This is a genomic window from Bifidobacterium mizhiense (assembly GCF_020884755.1).
GTDB lineage: Bacteria > Actinomycetota > Actinomycetes > Actinomycetales > Bifidobacteriaceae > Bombiscardovia > Bombiscardovia mizhiensis.
In genome coordinates, this window is sequence record NZ_BPWE01000001.1 from 338,026 (window position 1) to 358,121 (window position 20,096).

Sequence of the window (20,096 nt, forward strand, 5' to 3'; positions counted from 1 at the left end):
AAGGCCAGAGTACCCGGAGAAAAGAGCCCTTCCAACGATCGAATATTAAATGTGGATAACTCATAGTTGCAAAACTCAAATCTGCACTGCTGAGCCGCCAAATGATCATATCTCGACAATCCCACTCACACGCATTAAAGTCAGAAGTGTTGATTGGGCGCTACAGGCAAGGAGCGGGGATGCCAAAGAAAAGGTCAGCAAAGTCATCGCTATGCTACAAGCAGTCATCGAATGAATATCACTTCCATAAGTGCACAACAGCGAACCCCAATAACACTGTTTGTTTCGTTGAAGAAGACTTAAACGCAATGAGTTATAGCCTAGGGCTCACGGATTTCTCCACCTTAATGAACAACGTGAAACTTATTATCGATGATGTAAAAAAAGGTTCACTGGTAAAGGAAGACCCCCGTTTTGGTCCATTGGTCAAACCCTGTGCCACGCAACCTGACATTTGGGAGCTACGCTGGGAGATATGGGATCGCCACTTCCGCATGTACTATTCTGAAGATGGTGATCGTATCCCGGAATTTGTGGCACTCTCGTTTACTGAAAAAGCTACGAAAGGCTTATCGAACGCCCAGATTAAGAATAACCAGAATAACGCGATTGCAACCGCACAACAACGTTTCAATAATTATGGAAGCCTACGGTGGGGTCATGCAGAACAGGGATGCCGATACTGTAAATGGAATTAACGCAGGAAAGGAGGAGATCATGAAATACAAAGATGCGGATCAATACAGTCTCGAAGACAAGCTGGCATATGGGGACGTTCAGAAAATTTCCGAGTTTAATGCCAGGCACTTTTATGAGATGAAAAAGGCTCTGATCCGTAAAAGACAAAAGCTTTGCTCTCTTGATCGCATCGCTGAGATACTACACAAGCCTATAGAGCAAGTAGCCGATTTTGAACACTATTATTCCGACCCTACTGTTTCGCAGCTGCAGGAATACGCTTTGGCAGTTATGTGCGTAGTGGATATTAAAGTTACCGATTTTGATCCTGACAACTCGAGCATGTACAGCAAAATGAGCGTCCCAGTTGATGCGTCAGGGTTAGTCGGCATCACTCCTAGCGCTAAATCAAGAGATATACCTATAGAAGAGCGTGAGGTTGTCAAATGACTCTGTCTCTGCCAAAAATCAAAGAGATGGATATGCGCAAGGCCATCGGTGAAGTCAGTCTGATGGTGCCGGTCGATGGCCACATCAACCAAATACGAAATGACTTGAATATTGCTTACAGCATTATCAAAAAGGATGATGAACCCAGCAATGAACTGAAGGTGACGCTTGAATGCGATATACATACAGACGAAAAGGCAGACCCAGATACTGCTGGCAAGCTTGAGGCGAATGTTGAGATAGTCTATCAAGTCGTGCTCAACGATACGTTTAATCCGGCCAACATAGAAGATGTCATGCTTGTTGTTTGGCCGTATCTTAGGTTAGGTGCTTTGCACCAGATGCAGCTGATTGATTTAGGTTTCGTGGGCGACGAATTGCCCTACGAGGTCTTGCGGAAAAAACCCGAAAATGCAAGTACCCCAGAATAGTGTGGACGCAAAACTATGCCCTCTCTCCGATCTCCCGAAGCGAGGGCATAGTTTTAATGCGATTATTTGCCGCTGGCAGCCTTGTACTAGCTGACACCGATGCAGGCGGCGACCAGTAGGCCCAAGGTGTTGAGCGTGGTGACGATCACGTCCACATGCGGCAGGTACCCTCAGATGGGTCTGGCTGGCAGTATGCAGCGTACAAGTATGCTATTCTTTCTGCTATCGACCAATGATCGCCTGCATGCTCATTCAAAACAGCCCTTGCCTGTAGAGCAAATCGTTGACTTTCTTCAGAGGTGATGGTCTTTTCTGTAAAACCTGATATTCAAGCGGACGCAGCGTGCCTATATCCAGCAGGTTAACCGTCTTTTCTTCAGACGAAGGTTGATGCTGATTATCAGGCGGCACCGTAGTGAACCGCAGCAAGCATTGCTCCAAGGTCGGCTCTCTGCCGGATACGGTGAGGAAAGGCTTTTTATAACCATTCTGCCCAAGAAGATCAAGAACGACATCAGGATCAAACGCCAGAAAATAGACACCATCCAAGAGCTCAGCATCAGCGACAAGAACTTGGGGACTATAGAGGAATGCCGTTCTGAAAATGCCTGCAAATCGTTCGAGAAACTCAGGATGCTGCTGAATGGTTCTCTCGCAGATGCTCACGCCGTCAGGACCATCTGACCAGAACTCCGAATTCACCTCCGGGATGCGCTTTTGATCGCACTTTTGCTTGCTGTTGCATTGATGCCTGACCTGATTCCAATCGTTCAGCTGTTCCTATGAATCGAAATTGGTCAGCATGATGGCATATGGGCATACGCTCTGACTCATGTCTTTATGCTAGACCTCGTGTTTGTCTGTTCGTTCAGCACATCTCCCCCCCCCTTTAAAGCAGTACAAACAACTAAGCATGAAAGAAAATGTCAAAAAGACCGATTGCTGATCATTGAGACCCGGAATATTCTACGCCGCTGTTGCCGCTTCCCTTGGAGGTTATCTGCACATGAGCAGAAACTCGAATATGCCCGTACCTATAAACAAGAATCTTGCTCACTGACCCTCTTTGCTGCCTGTAAGCGCACGTTCTGCTCTTGCAAATCCTATTCGAGACACATATCAAAGCCACCAGTTGAGAACAAACTCACGTCTATTTGCTTCAACAGCCAACCCTAGGACCAGCCGTTTCCCGTAGATCCACAGAACAATCCGCCGACAACGGCGTAGAGAGCACGTCCATGGCTAAATAATCCTTAGCTCAATTTTTTAAGACTTGTCTAAGCGGTTTTCAGTGCCAGGCCCTCCCCTTAATCAAGCCCTCTCGGAGATATAATGATACATTCCCACAATGGCATCCACAGGAAAGGCAACCATGAACGATCGGTATCAACCAACAGATCAGCAAGCAGGCGACAACCAAGACCCGGCTCAGGAAAACAATAATGACTCTGGCCACAAGGGATACAGCCAGGAGTCTGCCAACAACAACTACGAGTCCGCTTCCCAACAAGGGAATCCCTCGACAGCTGCCGATGGCTACCCTGATGCGGATCAGTCCTGGCAGGCTTCAAACGCCTAGTGAGGTCCACAGGATCCATATGGCCAAACCGCATATACTCCTCAATCCAGCGGCACCAGCGGACCGGTCCAAATTGAGCCTTGGCAGCTTCAGACACAATATGTCAGCGGACCCGGCATGTCGAACAAGTCGAAGGTCACGGCGGCCATTCTGTCTTTCTTCCTAGGCGGCTTCGGCATACACAACTTTTATCTAGACAAGACCGGGCGTGGGGTCGCACAGTTGCTGATCACCATCTTCGTGCTCTTCATCGGCCCTCTCATCTCCTCGGTCTGGGCCATCGTTGAAGGAACACAGATTCTTGGCTCACATCCAGGTTCGCCTTACCACATGGACGGCAAGGAACTCCAGCTGCAGGATTAAAGACGACAGACGTCGTGTAATCACGTCACGACACCCGAAGGATACCATGCGCGCCTTTTTCGGCCAGGCTCATGACGTGATTGACTATGGAATAGTCGCCCGGCTGATCGACCTTGAGCTCGACAAATCCGCCTTGGGCCGGCAGCAGAGGAAGGACCTGCGCTCCGGCCGATGAAGCACCGGCGGAATTTGAACTTGCGCCTCCGCCAATCAGGTAGCGGCCCTCAGTCCAGACCGTATCGAACTGGGTTCCCACAATATGGAAGGACAGCGGCTGATTTGGGCCAGCATCCAGAGCCCAGATGCGGACCCTTTGCCCCTTCCCCAGCTTGAGCGGGTGGGCGTCATATTGAAAGGCCCGTCCGTTGAAGGTCATAATGTCCGGGCTCATGGCTGCCACCTTTTCGGGATCGGCAGTCCCTCCATTGGATCCCAGATAAATTTCAGACTGGACCAGAACATACTCCGCAGCCACTGGCGGTAGGGTGCCGTCATCCACGACCACCGCCCCATACATGCCATTGGCTATGTGGTTTGACATGGGATCGCTGCTGCAGTGGTACATCCAAATGCCGGCCCGATCAGCAGTGAAGGTGTACAAGAGCTCCTTGCCCGGCTCTATGTTGCGCATCATGGTCTGGGGAACGGCCGGCCCGGCATGAAAGTCGATGGAATGGCTCATGCTTCCCTTGTTTCTGATGGTGACTTCAAAGGTGTCTCCCACCCGGCCTCTGAGCACCGGACCCTGAGCCAGAGGCCGCGATCCCTCATCCCGTGGATCGCTCGCGCCATCGAAGCTCCAGACCGTACGCTCGAGCCCTGCCGCCACCTGCTCCTTGCGCTCTTTGACCTCCAACGTGTACTTTCTTGTTCCCGCCTTCCCCTGATTCTCCAGAGGCGGAAGAGCCGCCTTGGCAGGGTCGCTCTTCTCGGCCTGCGACTTGAGCTTGGCTGCTGACGGGACATGGCCCAGGGCTGTCTTCCCAGCGGAGGACTGACCTTGTTCGGCAACAATTCCACCTTTGGTTTTGACCTTGAGCTCCATGCCCATCTGGCGATGCCCTGCCAACGAGCACCAACCCAGTGTGTCGCCCCCGAGGACCCCCACGTCAACCGAGACGCTCTGGCCTACAGGGACGGATCCCGTGCTCTTGCCGTTGGCGAAAACCAGGTCGTGCCGCTGATCCCCGGTGTTTTGAAAATCCACAACCAACCGGTCGCCTGCCTTGATGGTGATGACATCCGGCACAAAAGCCATCCCCTTTACCCTGATTGAGACTCTGCTGGTGTGACCAGTCGACTGAACGCCCTTCGACGATGCCTCCTGAACGCCCCCGGCACCGGGCGCTGCCCCGACCGAAACAACCAGCGTCGGCCGCAGGGCCATCACGATCACGGCAGCCACCAGGACCAGCACAGTAGCCGAGGTGGCAATCAGGTCCGTCCTCAATGCCAGGGTCCCCGCGCGTTCGTTTTGCGAGCCCTCGGGCTGACGCCGACGGTAACGCTTGGATGCCAGAACCTGCTTGCCACGAGCAGCCAGATACACCACGGTGAGCATCATGGAGAGAATTCCCAGAACATTCAGGAGGTTTCCCGCCTTCCACAAGGGCGTGTAGAGCCGGATGGCCCCAAGGAGCCTGATCAGCAAACCAATCTGCATAAGTCCCCAGACGCCCCAGAGAAGGGGGTGAAAGGGTAGAGGCCTGCGAATGACCGAAGGAACGATCATGCAGACATGGGCGATAACCATGGTCATGATGAATCCCACAGCCAGCGCGTGCAGTGCCATATCGCCCCAGTAGGTGCTGGAGTCCAGGGGCGCCACCATCCAGATGAGGGCAGCCAGCAGTCCCCAGGCATAGGCCGACAGCATGCAGGTGCCCATGAATCCTGGCAGGCCGCCATGGCGGAAGGTCCCCTTGGCCACGTCGTGACTGGCCATGACCAGGAGGAGCAGACCCAGCGACAACCCCAGAAGCGGATAACCGACCGTAGGCGCCATGGCTTGGATCGGCAGCATCAGGACTGTCAGGAGGCTCAGACCAAGAATTCCCGATTCAAGACGGATATCTGAAAAGACCGCCCTGGCCAGCTCCACCCGCTCCCCGACGATGGTCAAAATCAGAAAGAAGAGCCAGGTTGGGGCCAAAACCGAGGCGTCCAATCCTGCAACCCAACCAGCGGCACCGACCAGACCCACCAGGGATCCGAGAACCTGTATGAGCACCTCTGCAGAAGGCTGCCGACGCCAGATGGCCAAGTACATGGCCGTCAGAACCAACATGGACAAAGTCCATGGAATGCCGCCGAAAAGCTCTACCCTGACCCATGCAGGGGCAGCAACGCGGCTTAAAACTATCAGCGACAGCAAGCAGAGCAGAGACCCTAGCAAGCCCAAGGCAGGAGCGAGAAATCCCCACGTAGGTTTGCTGGATCCGCCGCTGCGGTAGGCCACTGCCCTCTCCAGGCCAATAGCAGCGCCCAAAAACCCAAAGACCATGAGCCCGCCGTGCAGATCAGCCAGGGGCACCCTGCCTGAGGGGTGAATCAGATCCGCGCGAATCAGCGCCGCTACAAGACCAAGCAGTGCAGCCAGACCCGCCCCGATGAGAAGGGCCATCCTGGACCTGGGCACGGCCATTCTGCCTCCGGACTTACGCATCTTCCGGTCATCCTGCATGAGTCTGTCCGCCTTGTCCTGGGTTGATAATTGATTTGATAGGTATACAATTTAATCGATGAGTCAGGAAATTCAAGCCCATGAGCAACAGATTCGAACCTCCCGCAAGCGCAGACGCGGGGAGCAGATCCGCTCTGCAATCTTGGATTACCTGCATACGGCGGCCGAACAGACCGGTATAGGTGTAACCGCACAGCTGGTCGGAGCAGCCTTCGGCATCCATCCGACGACTGCTCGTTTCCATCTTGAACGTCTGGTCGAACAGGGCGAGGTAGTCCGTCAGAGAACAGACAGCGACAATCAATCAGCCGTGCGAGGCAGGCCTGCTGTCATCTACGCCCCCACGTCCATGAACCGAGCCAGGGAGGATATGATCTCCTCGCTCTGCCTGGCACTGGAAACTGCCTGTCCCGATACAAGGAGCAGGAATGAGGCCGCCTTGAAAGCAGGGCAGGCATGGGGTCGTACTCTGGCTCGGCAGGACAAGATCAATGCAGGAAAAAGCGTGCCATCGAGCATGACGCAGACACTGCTGGATGCTCTGACCACCTTAGGTTTTGCACCGGTGAGAGCGCGGCCGGATTCAGCAAGTCTGTATCTGACCGCATGCCCCTTTCTGGAAAGCGTCAGCAACCATCCCATTATCTGCAAGATTCATCTAGGAATGATCCAAGGGCTGGCGGACGGCAGCAATAAGGAGGCCGGGGACAAAAAAGCCAATGTAGTGTTGAAACCCCTGTCATCGCCAAAAGGATGCTTCCTGAAAGTAGCCAAAGCAGACAGTCGATCAAAAAGGAGAGTAAAGCAATGACCTACGTGATTGCCCAGCCCTGCGTGGACGTCAAGGACAAGGCCTGCGTGGACGAATGCCCGGTGGACTGCATCTACGAGGGCCCCAGGAACCTATACATCAACCCAAACGAATGCATCGACTGCGGTGCCTGCGAGCCCGTCTGCCCGGTGGAGGCCATCTTCTATGAAGAGGATCTGCCAGAGGAATGGACCTGGTTCAAGGATGCCTCCGAAGACTTCTTCGCCCAAGTCGGTGATGCCGGCGGCGCCCAGGCCCAGGGACCCTACGATCACGACCATCCACAGGTCGCCGCCCTGCCCCACCAGGATAATTTCGTCTGCATCCAGCCGGAATCGCGCGGCCAGCGCGCGGTCTGGGTCCGCAAGGACCAAATGGAATGAAGGCCGGTTCAAGCCAGGACGATTACCTGGTCTTCCCAGACTTTCTGGACCGCCCTGTGGAGGAGGCAGCCCGTCTGCTTTTGGGCTGCCTGATCATCCGGGACTACGAGTCGGAAGGAAAACAGGCCAGGGTACGGATCGTGGAAACCGAAGCCTACGATCAGAATGATCCGGCCAGCCATGCCTACCATGGACAATCGGCCCGCAATGCCGCCCTCTTCGGCCCCAGCGGACACATGTATGTCTACTTCACCTATGGAATGCACTACTGCCTGAACATCTCCTGCCAGCAGGACGGATTCGGTGCCGGCGTGCTGATTCGAGCCTGCCAGCCAGTGCAGGGTCTGGACCTTCTGCGCATCCACAGGCACGGCCGTCATCCGGACCGGGATCTGACCAACGGTCCCGCCAAGCTCTGCCAGGCATTGGACATCGACAAGCGCTACTACGGCCACGACCTCAGAAAACCGCCCATCCGTCTGGCAGCCGACGGACTGGCCCAGGACGAGACCATCACGGCGACGCCACGAATAGGCATATCCCACGCCAAGGAGACTCTGCGAAGGTTCGTCGTCACAGGCAATCCCTACCTGTCTCGATAAGTAAGCGACAATGCTTCACCTCTGGCTCGCACCGGGTAAAAGAGTGGCTTATCGCTCAATGAAGCGTGATTCGACACAGCTCTGGAAGCGGACAAGCGAGAGAATGACGGCAGCCAGCACAGCGATGATCAGCATGCCCATGAAACTGCCGGTCACCGGATCCAGACCAAACGCTGTTGAGAAAGCCTTGAAAACCCAGGTGGATGCCGTAAAACCAAGGCTGGTGGTGGCTGAAAAGACCCCCATGACCAGCGGATAGCGCTTGTGCTCAGTCAGATTGGACAGATAGTAGGGGCAGGTGGCCATATTGATGGCACTGCCCGAACCAATCAGAAATGCCGATAAACAAACCAGCGGGAATGAGCGAGTGGTCAGGAAGAGCAGGGCGCCCAGGGCCATCAAAAGGAAGGCAACCGGAATGGTCCATTGTCGGCATATCCGCTTGATGCCGTTGATGCTAAGCCCGATCACGACCGAGGAACCCGTGTTGAACATCAGGGCCACCCCGGCTGCACTGGTGCCGCCCAAACCATACTTGGCTATGTAGACCGCGAGCTTGTTGTACAGGACGGCGACCAGGAAAATGCTCAGAAACCCAATGAGAATGCAGGAAATGGTAGCCCACCAGCATTGTCCACTTTTTTTAGGCGACGATGCCTCAGATCTTACGGCCTTTTCCGACTCCTCTTCGACGGCGCCGACTCCGGGAACCATGAATATGACCAAGACTAGGGCAGGCAAGGCCAAAAAATAAAGCCAATAGTTGTGCAGCCACCCTCCCTTGGCCAGAACACCGCCAAGAGCAAGGACCAGCATGGAAGAGCCATCCTGAACAGCCAGGACCAGCCCCATCAGCGCAGCCAACTGCTTCCCGCAGAAGAATCTGGCCGAAAGGCTGGGGAGAACTGTAGTGGCGATGCCCACACCAAACCCGACAACTAAAGCAAACAAGAGCAGCTGGTTTACGTTGCTGTGCACAAAAAGGGGCATCAAGCCACCCAGAGCGACACACAGGCAGCTGATGCAGGCAGCGGTTTTGAAACTCATCCGGGTCAAGAGTTGGCCAAATAAAAGAGCTGAAACTATAGCTGCAGAAGAGCCGATGGAGACCACCGATTCAACGGTTGAGGGATCGGTATGAGGAAAAGATGCTTGGATGGCTGCAACGGAAGGAGAGATGATGGAGTCAAACCGCGACATGATGGCCAAGGACATAATTCCGACCAGAACCCCAAGATTCCGTCTGGTCAATATCCCTGTGTTCTTGGGCTTAGACGTACCTTGGGCCGGTTCCATCGTTCTTGCCTCCCTTTCAATGTTAGCGGCACCATTTAGTTGATGGAGGGCAGTCTACTCCAGCAGCAGGGCCATGCCAACCAAAACAACCAGGAAAAGCAGATTAAGTGATGTATAGATCTTCAGGTAATCGCCTTTCTTGTCAGGGTACTGCTTGACCACAGCCTTATAGGAGATCAGCGAGGCCATTGAAGCGACCAGGGTGCCGAGCCCACCCAGGTTGGTACCCAGAATGATCGGACGCCAAGCCGTCGAAAAACCTGAGACTAGGAGGGCTGTAGGCACATTGCTGATGAGCTGGCTGCACAGGACCGAAGTGATCAGGGGATGGATATTGACCAGGCTGCTGACAAGGTTGTAGAACTGGGGAATCCGCCTGGCGTTACCGATGAAGACGAAGAAAGCCACGAAGGTCAGCAGCAGACCCCAATCCACATGCAGAAAGACCCGTCTGTCGCAGATCAGGAAGGTCACCACCACCACCAGGACCATGGCCCACTGGGGGATCAGCTTGGCCACACCCAGCAGGCAGACAAGAAAGAGGAGGAGATAGAGGGCGATGCGCCATCCGCTGGACTGCTGCATCTCCTTGACCTGAGGCTGTATTCCCTCCTCTCTGGGCGCTAGTATGCTGCGGCGAATCTCTTGAGCATCCATACCCTCGAACTTGTTCAAATGCTGATTCCTGAAGGCGAACCAGCAGAACAGGAAGAGCATCAGGGCTGCAACCAGGGCGTAAGGCGCCATAAGGAGGAGGAATTCCCCAGTAGGCATCTCGGAGCGGGCCTTGAGATATAAGTTGTGGGCATTGCCAATCGGCGTCAGCATGCTGCCCACATTGGCACCCAAGGTCATCAGGGTAGCGATCAGCAGGGCATGGTTTTCCAGACCAGCCATGATGAGAACAGCAATTGCAAAAGGTACGAAGGTGACCAGGGCTACATCATTCGTGATGAACATACTGGAGAAGAAAGGCAGAGAAACCAGGACCAGGGCCAGGCCCCGCACCGAGCGGACATGACTCAGCAGGCTGGCTCCAATGGTATGAAAGACCCCGATGCGCTGAAAACCGCAGACCACCATCATCAGGGAACCTAGCTGGGTGAGGGTATTGACATGAATGTAGCCCAAATACTGCCGGTCGGGAGGAATGAGGATGCAGGATACGAGAGCGACGACTGCAGCGACGACCAGGACGGTCTCGTTTTTCAGCAGTCCGATCACCCGATGTTGCATGGTCACCTCCGGCGAACGAATTCCTCACTTAGTTTACGCGCGCATCTGCAGCTCACAGGACCTTGCCAGGCGCTATTTTCCGCTTCTGACCCAACGGTCGGAACACGTGGGCGCTACTGTTTGCTAGCCTGTCTGGCCCCGACTTTTAACCCTGGTCGGATACGCTTAAAGTCTGATGCCCATAAATCATGGAAAGAGGTTCTGCGAATCAGTGCATTCGCAGAACCCCCTATCAGACCGCAATATTACTTGTCGTTCATTCGTTCCGGATCTGGAATCAGATAGGACAAGGCCAGGGCAACCAGCACCAGCACGCCACCGCCGATCATGGCCGCCACATAGCCGGTGCGAGCTCCCCCAGACACTGCCAGGCCGCTCATGAAGGCATAAAGGACCGCATAGCTCAGGCCTGAACCCAGGTTGAAGGCTCCGGCGTTGAGCCCCGGCAGATAGCCAGTGTTGTCCGCAGGAGACAAAACTACGCCCAGCCCGTTGAGCATGATGTTGGCCGTTCCCGCATAAGAGATGCCTAGGATCAGGGAGAGCGCCACCAGACTCCAGATGCTGGGAACCAGGCAGACGTAAATGCCAAAGACCAGTCCCAGCACGCTGACCAACTGACCGACCCTCAGAACCTTGAGGTAGCCGAAGCGCGAGGCCAGCATCCCGGCCACTGGGCCAAAGACCAGACCGACCAGGGCATATGGGGTCAGCGTCGCGAAGGAGACGATGCTGGCCTTCAAGCCGACGCCGACCTCGCCATCCTGGGCCAGGGCCGGAACGATTCCGTTCATGATGGCGAAGACACCAACCATGGTGGTAAGGGTCGTCAGCAGAAGGCCCCAGGTACGCCGCTGCCTCAAATAGGTGGTGGTGACCATGGGTGCCGACGTGGTGCTTTCGACTTTCCAGAAGATCATGAAGAAGACCGCAGCAACTAGGATCTCGACGACCACCAGGATCCAGCGAGCCTGGGCCAGCTTCTCGACCTCATTGATAGCCAGATAGGCAGCCAGGAAGGCGATGCAGAGGAAGACCACACCAGCCCAGTCCATGCGGGGGCGATCGTCTGCATAGCTCTCACGGGCGAAAACCGCCACTAGGAGGACAGCAATCACCGCAATAGCCACCATGAACCAGAAGACCGAGCGGAAGCCGAAGGTGCCGGCCAGCCAACCGCCTAGGATAGCATCCACGCCTCCGATGCCGCCGTTGACTGCCGTCAGGACGGCCATAAGTTTGGCGTAGCGGGCCTCATCGGTCACCTCGGCGTGCAGCATGATCAGGGTCATGGGCACAACCGGGCCGGCCACCCCCTGAATGACGCGCCCAATCATGAGCACCGTCACATTGGGCGCCAGAGCAGAAACCACGCATCCCAGCGCCGTCAGGCTCAACATGCCCAACAACACTTTCTTGCGGCCGGCCAGATCGCCCAGTCGAGGCAGGAAGAGGGAGAAGACCGCACAGGAGGTGAAGAACACCGTCTGTGTCAGTCCAATGCTGGAGCTGCTGGCATTCAACTCGGTCCCCATGGTCGTCAGAGCCGGCGAGAGCATGGATGCGTTAAGCTGGAAGGCGAAGACAGCAGCCATCAGGGCCGTCATCAGAGCGAAGATTGAAGAGGTTGCGGGCTTGTCAGTCTTGGATACGTCTGTGTTCGAAGTCTTCATTGATCTCATCCAATCGCGGCGATGGCCTTGACCACCAGATCCCAGAATCCCTGGAAGTCCAGCTTGACAGCCACCTGGGTGTGACAGTCCTCGGCAGAAGGCTCCGGACCGCGCAGATCGGCCACGGTCATTCCGCAGGTCAGATCCCCGCGCAGCTCCACATCAATCGGGCAACGACGGGTACTCACAATGGACGGGTCGATCAGATAGGCCACAGTGCAGGGGTCATGCACGGGCGGATCCACGAAGTCCTGGTTGTCCTGGTAGGACTTGCGGAAGAAGTCCATCAGCCCGCTGACAAAGTGGGCCAGATCGGTGCCGATGCCTTCGATGCGCTGCTGAACCTCCGGCGTGCACAGGGCTTGATGAGTCAGATCCAATCCCACCATGGTGACCGGCCAGGGCTCGTTGAAGACGATATGCGCAGCCTCAGGATCCACCTTGATATTGAATTCAGCGACAGCGCTCCAGTTGCCCACATGGTAGCCACCACCCATGAGCACGACCTCACGGACGCGGTCGACAATGCGGGGTTCCTTGCGAACAGCCATAGCGATATTGGTCAGAGGTCCTGTGGGAACCAGGGTCACCGTGCCCGGCTCCTCGCGCATGATGGTCTCAATGATCCAATCGACAGCGTGGCCAGGATCCAGCGGCCGGGTAGGCTCGGGAAGCTCGACCCCATCCAGACCGGTCTGGCCATGGATGGAGGCGGCGACCTCCTGAGGACGCACCAGGGGCCTATCACATCCGGCGTGGACCGGCACCTGGCGCGCATGAGCCTTTTCCAAGACGGCCCTAGCATTGTAGGTAACCTTGTCCAGACTTTGGTTGCCGCCAACCGTAGTCACTCCGATCAGGTCGATCCGCGGATTGCCTACTGCCAGAAGGATAGCCACCGCATCGTCATGACCTGGATCACAGTCCAGGATGATCTTGCGCGTCGTCATATACTCGCCTACACCTTTCTCATGAATATGTCCTGGGCCATATGCTTATGGCCCAGGACATGATACCCCTGATTAGCATTCAATCGATATAAGCGAGACAGGCTGGTCAGTATCGAATGTGAGTGATCCCACCCACTGCCCAGGCCAGTCGATCACGAAGTTCAGGATCCACTGCGAATAGCCCCAATCCGTGCACTCCTCGTTTGAGCAGCACATTGAACTCATGCCGAAGGTTGTCCACAGGATCCATCTCTGGCTCCGACCGGTGATTAGTCGCCAGTGTGTTGCAACTGAGCTTCGGTTCGAACTCGATCTTTCCATTCCTATAAGTGACTGATGGTCCAATGATGACCCCTGCGTAGTTGAGGTCAAAACCTTGGATGGTAAAGATTGACCCCACCTCATCGATGGTGAAAGGCAACTCGGCCCAAGCAATCCGGTGATTAGCAGTAGAGTTTCCCTGCTCCTCATATAGTTCGTAATTCCATGGCATGGCGAATTCACCATCCCCGTCTTGACCCTCCTCAGCCCACACCCACTGGCCTGAATCCCCTTGGCGTAGTACAACCTGCCAGTGACAGGAGGAATCCTGTGGATCCGGGTGTTTCTTGCTACTGTAAGGCCAGTCATAGGTGGCTAGGAGTCGGCAAAGGCCCAAAGACCCCTCCCCCCTTTGCTCCCTGTCTTTATAACGAATGAACTCCCTTAAATCTTTAGGCGAATCAAAAACCTTGATCTCATAAGGGTGCTCCGAAGGGTCCGGATGCAGTAATTCAATGACACCATCCTTGGCTGTCATCCGATCCAGCCAGGCGCAGGTTGCAGGGTCAGCCTGAATGCGCATCTGTTGATCCAAACGAACATGACTGACCTGGAAGGTATCCTCGTGCGGATGCTGACCGTCCCGTGACTTTTCGCGGATGAGCATGGGTTGCGAGAAGGCCTTGTCATGCTCAGAACCAGTCAATCCCAGAAGCCGCCTTTCCTGGGCATCCACGAACTGGGACCCGCGCAAGACCTGTTCGGGATCGAAGACCACGATGGCTACTTTCGCCCGTCGTAGTATGTCGTAGAGCTGGTTGCTCCCGGAGTAGCTCTGCGACCCTTGCGTCAGCAACAGGTGCGCCTCGTCAATCAGCACCACATCTGCCTTGGCATCGACGCTATTCATGGGGTCAGCTGCCCTGCCTGTGGACCGGCCATTTCGATTGGTATGCTTGCTGAACCGGTTAATGAACTGGACAGCCCCAACCACGCACTGGCCGCGTTTCTTTTGCAATCCCAGTTTCAGAGCCATCTGGTTATAGACATTAGCCTGCTCGGCCTGATTGACAATGATGTAGGAACGCTGCCTGGCCTTTGACGAATGGTTATCGTCCTTGCCGTTCAAGTTTCCATAGATGCCATATCGCGCACATATTTGATAGAAGAGATGGCTGAGCAAAACGGTCTTGCCAGTCCCTGACATACCCTGAACGACAATGACCTGGGTATCAGCGTCACCATCAATCTGCACCGGGCCCGTCGACTCCGTGATCGAGTGGAAACCTTCGCCAGGGTTTTGAATAATCACCGACTCCAACACATGCAGAACTGCCTCTTCAGCTCGCCGTTGTTCGTCGGTAAGTTTGCGGAAGGGCGAGGCCTTGAACAGGGCAGAGTCCAAGATCGCCTTCTCTTCCGGGAACAGATCGAGCTCCATTTCGTGCAGAGTCTGCCAAGCCTTGGAAAAGATGCTGTCGAATTCATCGCTGGTGTAATACATGTCCTGAGCGTTAGTTCTACGGTTCATAACCAGCTTGACCGCGTCGACGCTCTGCATATACCCCATCAACCGATTTTCCATATCCAGAGTCAAGGACTTATTGAAATGGCGGTCACCGATGATGTACTGGCTGACTCTGTCCTGATGATTGCGCATGAATCGCACCAGGCGTTCCCAATCCGTCCGGGTCCGTGGATCCAGCTCAATGTGCTGCCTGGTTCGAGAACGAATGTCATTGGTTTCCCCGACGTAAACCACATAAGGAGGTCCACCGCCATGCTTTTTACTGCTGTCCCTTTCATCGGCAGAGACAATATATACAGTGGGATAGCGTAGGAACAGTTCCTCAAGCAGCCTCCCCTCCACCTTACTGCCCTGATTGCCAACAGCTTTCGTCTGCTTGTACTCTGCAATAGCCTTGGAAAAATCCTCATCACTGAAATCGCCATAGGGCAGCGTCATCACCACGGGCTGCGGCGCGCTTGATGAATCCATGGTTTTCACTATGCCACGAACCCACACCAATCTCATGGCAGGAGGGCCGACTGATAGGCTCGAAATCATGATCAGCAAAGAAACGGAAACAGCAGTGATGAACTTTGTGCACGAGCGCGACGGGGATCAATTCCACACGCCTGCCAACCTGGCCAAATCAATCTGCATCGAAGCTGCCGAGCTCTTGGAGTGCTATCAATGGGGGGATGATCCCAGGGACGGAGATGAAGGCCACGTGACCGACGAACTGGCAGACGTGCTCACCTATTGCATCCAGCTGGCGGATCGGCTGAATCTGGACATGGATCGGATCATCATGGACAAACTGCACAGGACGGCCGACAGATATCCAGTGGCCACTTCGCGCGGATCCAGCCGAAAATATCGACCCCTGCAGTAGACAGATTGATTCAGCAGGTCTGCGCAGCCGGTGACCCCGATTGTTCGAGTCGCTTGGCGATCAATGCTGACAGATCATCCAAGGTGACTCCAGCATAGCTATCCATGGAAGCGAACTGAGGACCCGAAGAGGTGTCGACCGGGTTGGTGCCGGTATAGGCCACAGTGGTGGCTCCCGATGCCACAGCAGAAGTGATACCAGTCAGGGTGTCTTCGAAAGCCAAGCAAGAGACCATTTGATCAGGACTTGTGATGCCCAGCAGACCCGCCGCATGCAGATAAGGAGCGGGATCAGGCTTTTGCGCCAGTCCGTCATCCCCACACACATAGTCGGCAAAAGCCCCGTCAGGAGCCTTGGCGACCACAGCCTGAGCCATGCGGCGTGGCGAAGTAGTGACCAGAATGGAGGGGATGCCAGCTTCAACTAGGTCTGCCAAGACGTCACGGACCCCTTCAATCCATGGCATGTGACGCTCCTCCATGGCAATCACCCCGTCAATCAGCAGATCCGGAATCTGATCCTCTGGAAGGTCAAGACCCCGCTCGCGCATCACCCTTGCTACTTTGGGCAGGGGTTTGCCCGAAACCTGCCAACCCATGTCAGTATTCCAGTCTCCTCCATGCTTGCGCGCTAGATCTACCTCCGCCTGATGCCAGTAAGGCTCAGAGTCGATCAGGGTTCCGTCCATATCCCAGAAGACAGCAAGCGGTCGACGACCTTCAACAAAACAGGCTTTGTCAGTCGAACCGGCACGACTTTCTCTCTTTTGACGCTCCTTATTCATGCATTCACCCTATCGGCAGGGCTTGTCGGCAGTCAAAACGCCAGCAAGGACAGGCAGGATCAACTTACCTGACCACCAGATCACTCGGCGTTGCCGAAGACCTGGTTGCGCAAGTTGTTACGCTGGGTCTCGTATTGAGTGAGCTGGCCAAGAAGGTCGAACTTCTCCTGACCGTCGGGCAACTGATTCATCTGGTGCTTGACTGAGGCAATCAGCCGCATGTAAGTGGCATCCAACAGCCTTGCCAACAGCTCGGAGGCATACTGGCGCTCCTCCGGGCTAGGCTGCCTCAACTGAACATCCGCTTCTTTGGAACCCTCGCCCTGGTCTTCTTTCTTATTGCCTCTCTTGGAGCCCGGTCCTGAGTCCCGCTGTTTATCCTCCTGCTTATCCAAATTCAGCGGCAGGGGCATGACGGCCAGCTCATTGATGGCCGACTCCAGCATGGGCCCGCCTGCCTTGGTTAAATTATGCATCCACAGTCCCTGGGGCGTCTTCCTGTCGGGCAGCCCTCCGGCGGCCTGCACAGCCCGATAGAGTGAGCGGAAAATCGGAACCTCGAAACTGTCTGGGCTCAGCTGGGTGAAGGCATCCGATCCGACTGCCCTAGGAATCTGGATGAGCACCCCCATGAACTGCTGCTCGCAGATGAAGACAGCATCATCGATGTGATGATAGCCCTGTCGGAGGGCATCATCACGTTGTATCCTGCGGCGTTGCATGGCATCGTCACTGCCCTGGCCCGCACGACCCTCCGTTTCACCCGCGCCGCGGTGAGGAGTGCGGACCGCATAGGCATCCTGGTCCTTCACATGCAGCTTGCGACGAGCCCTGTTGACCTCCTGGCGCAGCAGATCCAGATCCACGCCGATTTTTCTGGCGGTCTTACGGGTATAGGCCCCCACCAGGGAGCGGTCCCTGATCTGGGCCAGGATGGGCGCCACGGCCTTAACCGCCCCCATCTGCCCAGTGGTGTACTGGGTATCGAACATGGCCACGGCGGTGTCGATGACGAAGTCATACAGCGGTCGGGCATGCTCGACCAGGGAACGCACGGCCTCATCGCCGTAGCGGATACGCAAATCACAGGGATCCAGATTCTCCCGGGCCACCGCCACGAAGGTCTGCGTCAGAAAGCTCCCGTCAAGGCCGAAGGCATGCAAGGCGGCCTTCTGCCCGGCAGCATCACCGTCGAAGGTGAAAACCACCCGGGAGCCCTGAACCGGCCCCACCAGCTGAATGGCACCAAGGGCATCGTCGGAGATGAGCCGACGGACGATCTTGGCATGATCCTCGCCGAAGGCAGTGCCGCAGGTGGCTACAGCTGTGTCGACACCGGCAAGGTGGCAGGCCATGACGTCGGTATAGCCCTCCACGATAACCACCTGCCGCTTTTTGACGATGGCGTCCTTGGCCAGATCGATGCCGTAGAGCACCTGGTTCTTGCGGTAGAGCTGGGTGTCTGGCGTGTTGATGTACTTGGCGTTGATGCCGTCGTCCTCGTAGAGCTTGCGAGCGCCGAAACCCAGGGTGCGGCCCGTGGAATCCCTGATAGGCCAGGTGACCCTGCCCCGGAAGTAGTCATAGACCCCCCGCTGCCCCTTCCTGGCCAGCCCTGCATCCAGCATCTCCTGCTGGGTGAAACCCTTGGTAGACAGATGGCGCACCAGATTGTCCCATCCGCGTGGGGCGTATCCGCAGCCGAAATGCGCGCTGTCTGCTTGGGAGAAGGTTCTGCCCGCCAAGAGCTTGCGCGCCGCCAGCGCCTCCTTGCTCATGATCTGCGAGACGAAGAAACGCTGAGCCTCCTCATTGGCCTCCAGCAACCGGGAACGTTTGGACCCACGGCGCTTGTCCTGACGGGAGTTTTCGTAATGCAGCTCAATCTGGTACTTGTCTGCCAGAATCTCGACGGCATCGCCGAACTCGACGTTCTCCTCCTGCTCCACGTAGGTAAAGACATCGCCGCCCAGGCCGCAGCCGAAGCAGTGCCAGACCCCCATGGAGGGACGCACCGAAAAGGAAGGAGACTTCTCGTCGTGGAACGGGCACAAGCCCATGTATGTGCCGGAACCGGAAGGCTTCAGAGTCACGCTTTCAGAGACGATCTCATACAGATCGGCCTTGGCTCTGACCTTCTCGATGTCTTCCTTCTTGATCATTCCGGACATGACACCCAGCCTACCGGCCCAGGCCGATGTGTTGCGCCCGGCGTAAATGCCGCAGGCCTAGGGGCAGACCAGGGAATGCAGGGCCAGCGCGGAGCCGTCGGTCAGAGAGGCCACCTGGTCGATGGCCACCCGCAATCGTTCCCCATCCGAACCTGCCTGACGCCAATCCTCCAGGAAGACATCCTCCAAGGCATCAGAAGGTCCAGGCGAGTCGGCCATCATCACCTCAACCAAGTCGGTCACAATCTTCAATTGCTCCTCGTGGAAGGGTTCCTTCTCACGGGGAGCCATGACGAAGTAGACAGCAATCCCCTTCAAGGCCACAATCTCATAAGAGGTCCGGGGAGGAATGACCAGCCCAGCCGAGTACCTGGTCAAGGGGCCTTGGCCGTGACGGCTTCGCGTGGCCGCCTCCACGGAGTCGGCAAAGCGACCAATCAGGTAGCTGGTGGTGTTCTTCAACGTAGCCAGGGCCCGGCGTGAACCGTCAAAGCCCGTCGGCAGCATGCTACGGACGGCCTCCAAGGCTCGGACCAGCTGGTCGGCATCCCATCGGTCGCCATACCAGGATCGGGCGGCCCGGACCACACCATCAATGATCCTGGGCTCAGCCAGCCGCTCAGGCGCGAAGGACCCGACCACGATGGCATCCTCTACGTCATGGACGCTGTAGGCGATGTCGTCAGCCAGATCCATGACCTGGCACTCCATAGGCGTGCTGGCCGGCGGCGCCCCTTGCTTAAGCCAATGGAAGACCTCTTGGTCGTCAGGGTAGACGCAAAACTTGGCGGTCCTCTCCCCCTTGGGATGGGCCGAGGCCTCGGCCAGGGTCCAGGGATATTTGACCGCAGCATCCAGGGCGGCCCTGGTCAGGTTGACCCCTGCCGAACGTCCGTCCGGGTGGAAGACCTTGGGCTCCAGCCTGGTCAGCAGTCGAAGGGTCTGCGCATTGCCCTCGAATCCCCCTATATCCGAGGCCAACGAAGACAGAGCACGTTCACCGTTGTGGCCGAAGGGCGGATGACCCAGGTCATGGGCCAAGCAGGCACAGTCCACTACGTCGGGGTCGCAGCCCAGCATGGTGCCAATCTGCCGGCCGATCTGGGCCACCTCCAAGGTGTGGGTCAGCCGTGTACGGGCAAAGTCGTCAGTTCCAGCGACCAGAATCTGCGTCTTGGCCCCCAACCGACGCAGCGCCGAAGAGTGAACCAGGCGCGCCCTATCGCGTTCAAAGGCGGTCCTGCTGCTGGTCTTTGGGGGCTCTGGGGCCCACCGTTCCTGATCCTGGGCAGAGTAGCCCTCGGCCAGCAGGCGGGATCCGCCCTCCTCGTCAGTGCCCATCAGGC

Annotated in this window: 20 protein-coding genes; 10 read left to right on the forward strand and 10 right to left on the reverse strand. The window is 56.3% G+C overall.

From position 1 onward, the window contains the following. Positions 1-179 precede the first annotated feature (179 nt). From LPC22_RS01385 to LPC22_RS01395, 3 genes are read left to right on the forward strand one after another with little or no spacing between them, the layout of a single operon-like run. Positions 180-698, forward strand: a complete 519-nt coding sequence (locus tag LPC22_RS01385) for a hypothetical protein (RefSeq protein ID WP_229131746.1) — start codon at positions 180-182, stop codon at positions 696-698. A 19-nt stretch (positions 699-717) separates the two neighbouring features. Further along, positions 718-1,128, forward strand: a complete 411-nt coding sequence (locus LPC22_RS01390; protein WP_229131747.1) for a hypothetical protein — start codon at positions 718-720, stop codon at positions 1,126-1,128. Then, positions 1,125-1,559, forward strand: coding sequence for a hypothetical protein (locus LPC22_RS01395; RefSeq protein ID WP_229131748.1), 435 nt, complete (start codon positions 1,125-1,127; stop codon positions 1,557-1,559). The genes LPC22_RS01390 and LPC22_RS01395 overlap by 4 nt, the downstream gene beginning before the upstream one ends. Positions 1,560-1,811: 252 nt before the next feature. Here the strand turns inward: LPC22_RS01395 and LPC22_RS01400 are convergent, their stop codons facing one another. Continuing rightward, complete coding sequence (locus LPC22_RS01400) at positions 1,812-2,261, reverse strand: hypothetical protein (protein ID WP_229131749.1); 450 nt, start codon at positions 2,259-2,261, stop codon at positions 1,812-1,814. A gap of 646 nt (positions 2,262-2,907) precedes the next feature. On the opposite strand from LPC22_RS01400, the gene LPC22_RS01405 reads away from it, so the two are divergent. Both LPC22_RS01405 and LPC22_RS01410 read left to right on the forward strand, forming a co-directional pair. After that, positions 2,908-3,138 carry a hypothetical protein gene (locus tag LPC22_RS01405; RefSeq protein WP_229131750.1) on the forward strand — a complete coding sequence of 77 codons (231 nt, stop codon included), beginning with the start codon at positions 2,908-2,910 and terminating at the stop codon, positions 3,136-3,138. Positions 3,139-3,255: 117 nt separating this feature from the next. Next, a complete protein-coding gene (locus LPC22_RS01410) occupies positions 3,256-3,501 on the forward strand; it encodes a TM2 domain-containing protein (RefSeq protein ID WP_229131751.1) in 246 nt (81 codons plus the stop codon). Positions 3,502-3,526: 25 nt separating this feature from the next. Here LPC22_RS01410 and LPC22_RS01415 read toward each other — a convergent pair whose 3' ends face one another. Beyond that, positions 3,527-6,184 (reverse strand): DUF8744 domain-containing protein, encoded by a 2,658-nt coding sequence (locus LPC22_RS01415; protein ID WP_229131752.1) that lies wholly within the window; start codon positions 6,182-6,184, stop codon positions 3,527-3,529. 58 nt (positions 6,185-6,242) lie between these two features. On the opposite strand from LPC22_RS01415, the gene LPC22_RS01420 reads away from it, so the two are divergent. Genes LPC22_RS01420 through LPC22_RS01430 form a run of 3 tightly spaced genes read left to right on the forward strand, consistent with a single transcriptional unit; the run spans position 6,243 to position 7,980 of the window. Continuing rightward, positions 6,243-6,995, forward strand: coding sequence for a helix-turn-helix transcriptional regulator (locus LPC22_RS01420; protein ID WP_229131753.1), 753 nt, complete (start codon positions 6,243-6,245; stop codon positions 6,993-6,995). After that, positions 6,992-7,378, forward strand: coding sequence for a ferredoxin (gene fdxA / locus LPC22_RS01425; protein WP_229131754.1), 387 nt, complete (start codon positions 6,992-6,994; stop codon positions 7,376-7,378). Before LPC22_RS01420 ends, fdxA begins: the two co-directional genes overlap by 4 nt. Beyond that, positions 7,375-7,980, forward strand: a complete 606-nt coding sequence (locus LPC22_RS01430) for a DNA-3-methyladenine glycosylase (RefSeq protein WP_229131755.1) — start codon at positions 7,375-7,377, stop codon at positions 7,978-7,980. Before fdxA ends, LPC22_RS01430 begins: the two co-directional genes overlap by 4 nt. Positions 7,981-8,028: 48 nt before the next feature. On the opposite strand, the gene LPC22_RS01435 is transcribed toward LPC22_RS01430, so the two are convergent. Then, on the reverse strand, positions 8,029-9,195 hold the full coding sequence (locus tag LPC22_RS01435; RefSeq protein WP_308443377.1) for an MFS transporter: 1,167 nt from the start codon (positions 9,193-9,195) through the stop codon (positions 8,029-8,031). On the opposite strand from LPC22_RS01435, the gene LPC22_RS01440 reads away from it, so the two are divergent. Further along, a complete protein-coding gene (locus tag LPC22_RS01440) occupies positions 9,137-9,319 on the forward strand; it encodes a hypothetical protein (protein WP_229132338.1) in 183 nt (60 codons plus the stop codon). The two genes, LPC22_RS01435 and LPC22_RS01440, sit on opposite strands and share 59 nt — an antisense overlap. 11 nt (positions 9,320-9,330) lie before the next feature. Here LPC22_RS01440 and LPC22_RS01445 read toward each other — a convergent pair whose 3' ends face one another. The 4 genes from LPC22_RS01445 to LPC22_RS01460 form a co-directional block, all read right to left on the reverse strand. After that, positions 9,331-10,512, reverse strand: coding sequence for an SLC13 family permease (locus LPC22_RS01445; RefSeq protein ID WP_229131757.1), 1,182 nt, complete (start codon positions 10,510-10,512; stop codon positions 9,331-9,333). Between the two features lie 245 nt (positions 10,513-10,757). Continuing rightward, on the reverse strand, positions 10,758-12,185 hold the full coding sequence (uriT, locus tag LPC22_RS01450; protein ID WP_229131758.1) for a uridine transporter UriT: 1,428 nt from the start codon (positions 12,183-12,185) through the stop codon (positions 10,758-10,760). 5 nt (positions 12,186-12,190) lie between these two features. Further along, complete coding sequence (gene uriH, locus LPC22_RS01455) at positions 12,191-13,135, reverse strand: uridine-preferring nucleoside hydrolase UriH (protein ID WP_229131759.1); 945 nt, start codon at positions 13,133-13,135, stop codon at positions 12,191-12,193. Between the two features lie 106 nt (positions 13,136-13,241). Continuing rightward, positions 13,242-15,395 carry a DUF2075 domain-containing protein gene (locus LPC22_RS01460; protein WP_229131760.1) on the reverse strand — a complete coding sequence of 718 codons (2,154 nt, stop codon included), beginning with the start codon at positions 15,393-15,395 and terminating at the stop codon, positions 13,242-13,244. A gap of 67 nt (positions 15,396-15,462) precedes the next feature. Between LPC22_RS01460 and LPC22_RS01465 the strand changes: the two genes are divergently transcribed. Beyond that, positions 15,463-15,795, forward strand: a complete 333-nt coding sequence (locus tag LPC22_RS01465) for a nucleotide pyrophosphohydrolase (RefSeq protein WP_229131761.1) — start codon at positions 15,463-15,465, stop codon at positions 15,793-15,795. Positions 15,796-15,805: 10 nt separating this feature from the next. Here the strand turns inward: LPC22_RS01465 and LPC22_RS01470 are convergent, their stop codons facing one another. From LPC22_RS01470 to LPC22_RS01480, 3 genes are all read right to left on the reverse strand, one after another. After that, positions 15,806-16,579 (reverse strand): HAD family hydrolase, encoded by a 774-nt coding sequence (locus LPC22_RS01470; protein WP_229131762.1) that lies wholly within the window; start codon positions 16,577-16,579, stop codon positions 15,806-15,808. An 80-nt stretch (positions 16,580-16,659) separates the two neighbouring features. Beyond that, positions 16,660-18,750, reverse strand: a complete 2,091-nt coding sequence (dnaG, locus tag LPC22_RS01475) for a DNA primase (protein WP_229131763.1) — start codon at positions 18,748-18,750, stop codon at positions 16,660-16,662. 57 nt (positions 18,751-18,807) lie between these two features. Then, the gene (locus LPC22_RS01480; protein WP_229131764.1) at positions 18,808-20,091 is read right to left on the reverse strand and encodes a deoxyguanosinetriphosphate triphosphohydrolase; all 1,284 of its coding nucleotides are present in this window, start codon (positions 20,089-20,091) and stop codon (positions 18,808-18,810) included. Positions 20,092-20,096: the final 5 nt, after the last annotated feature.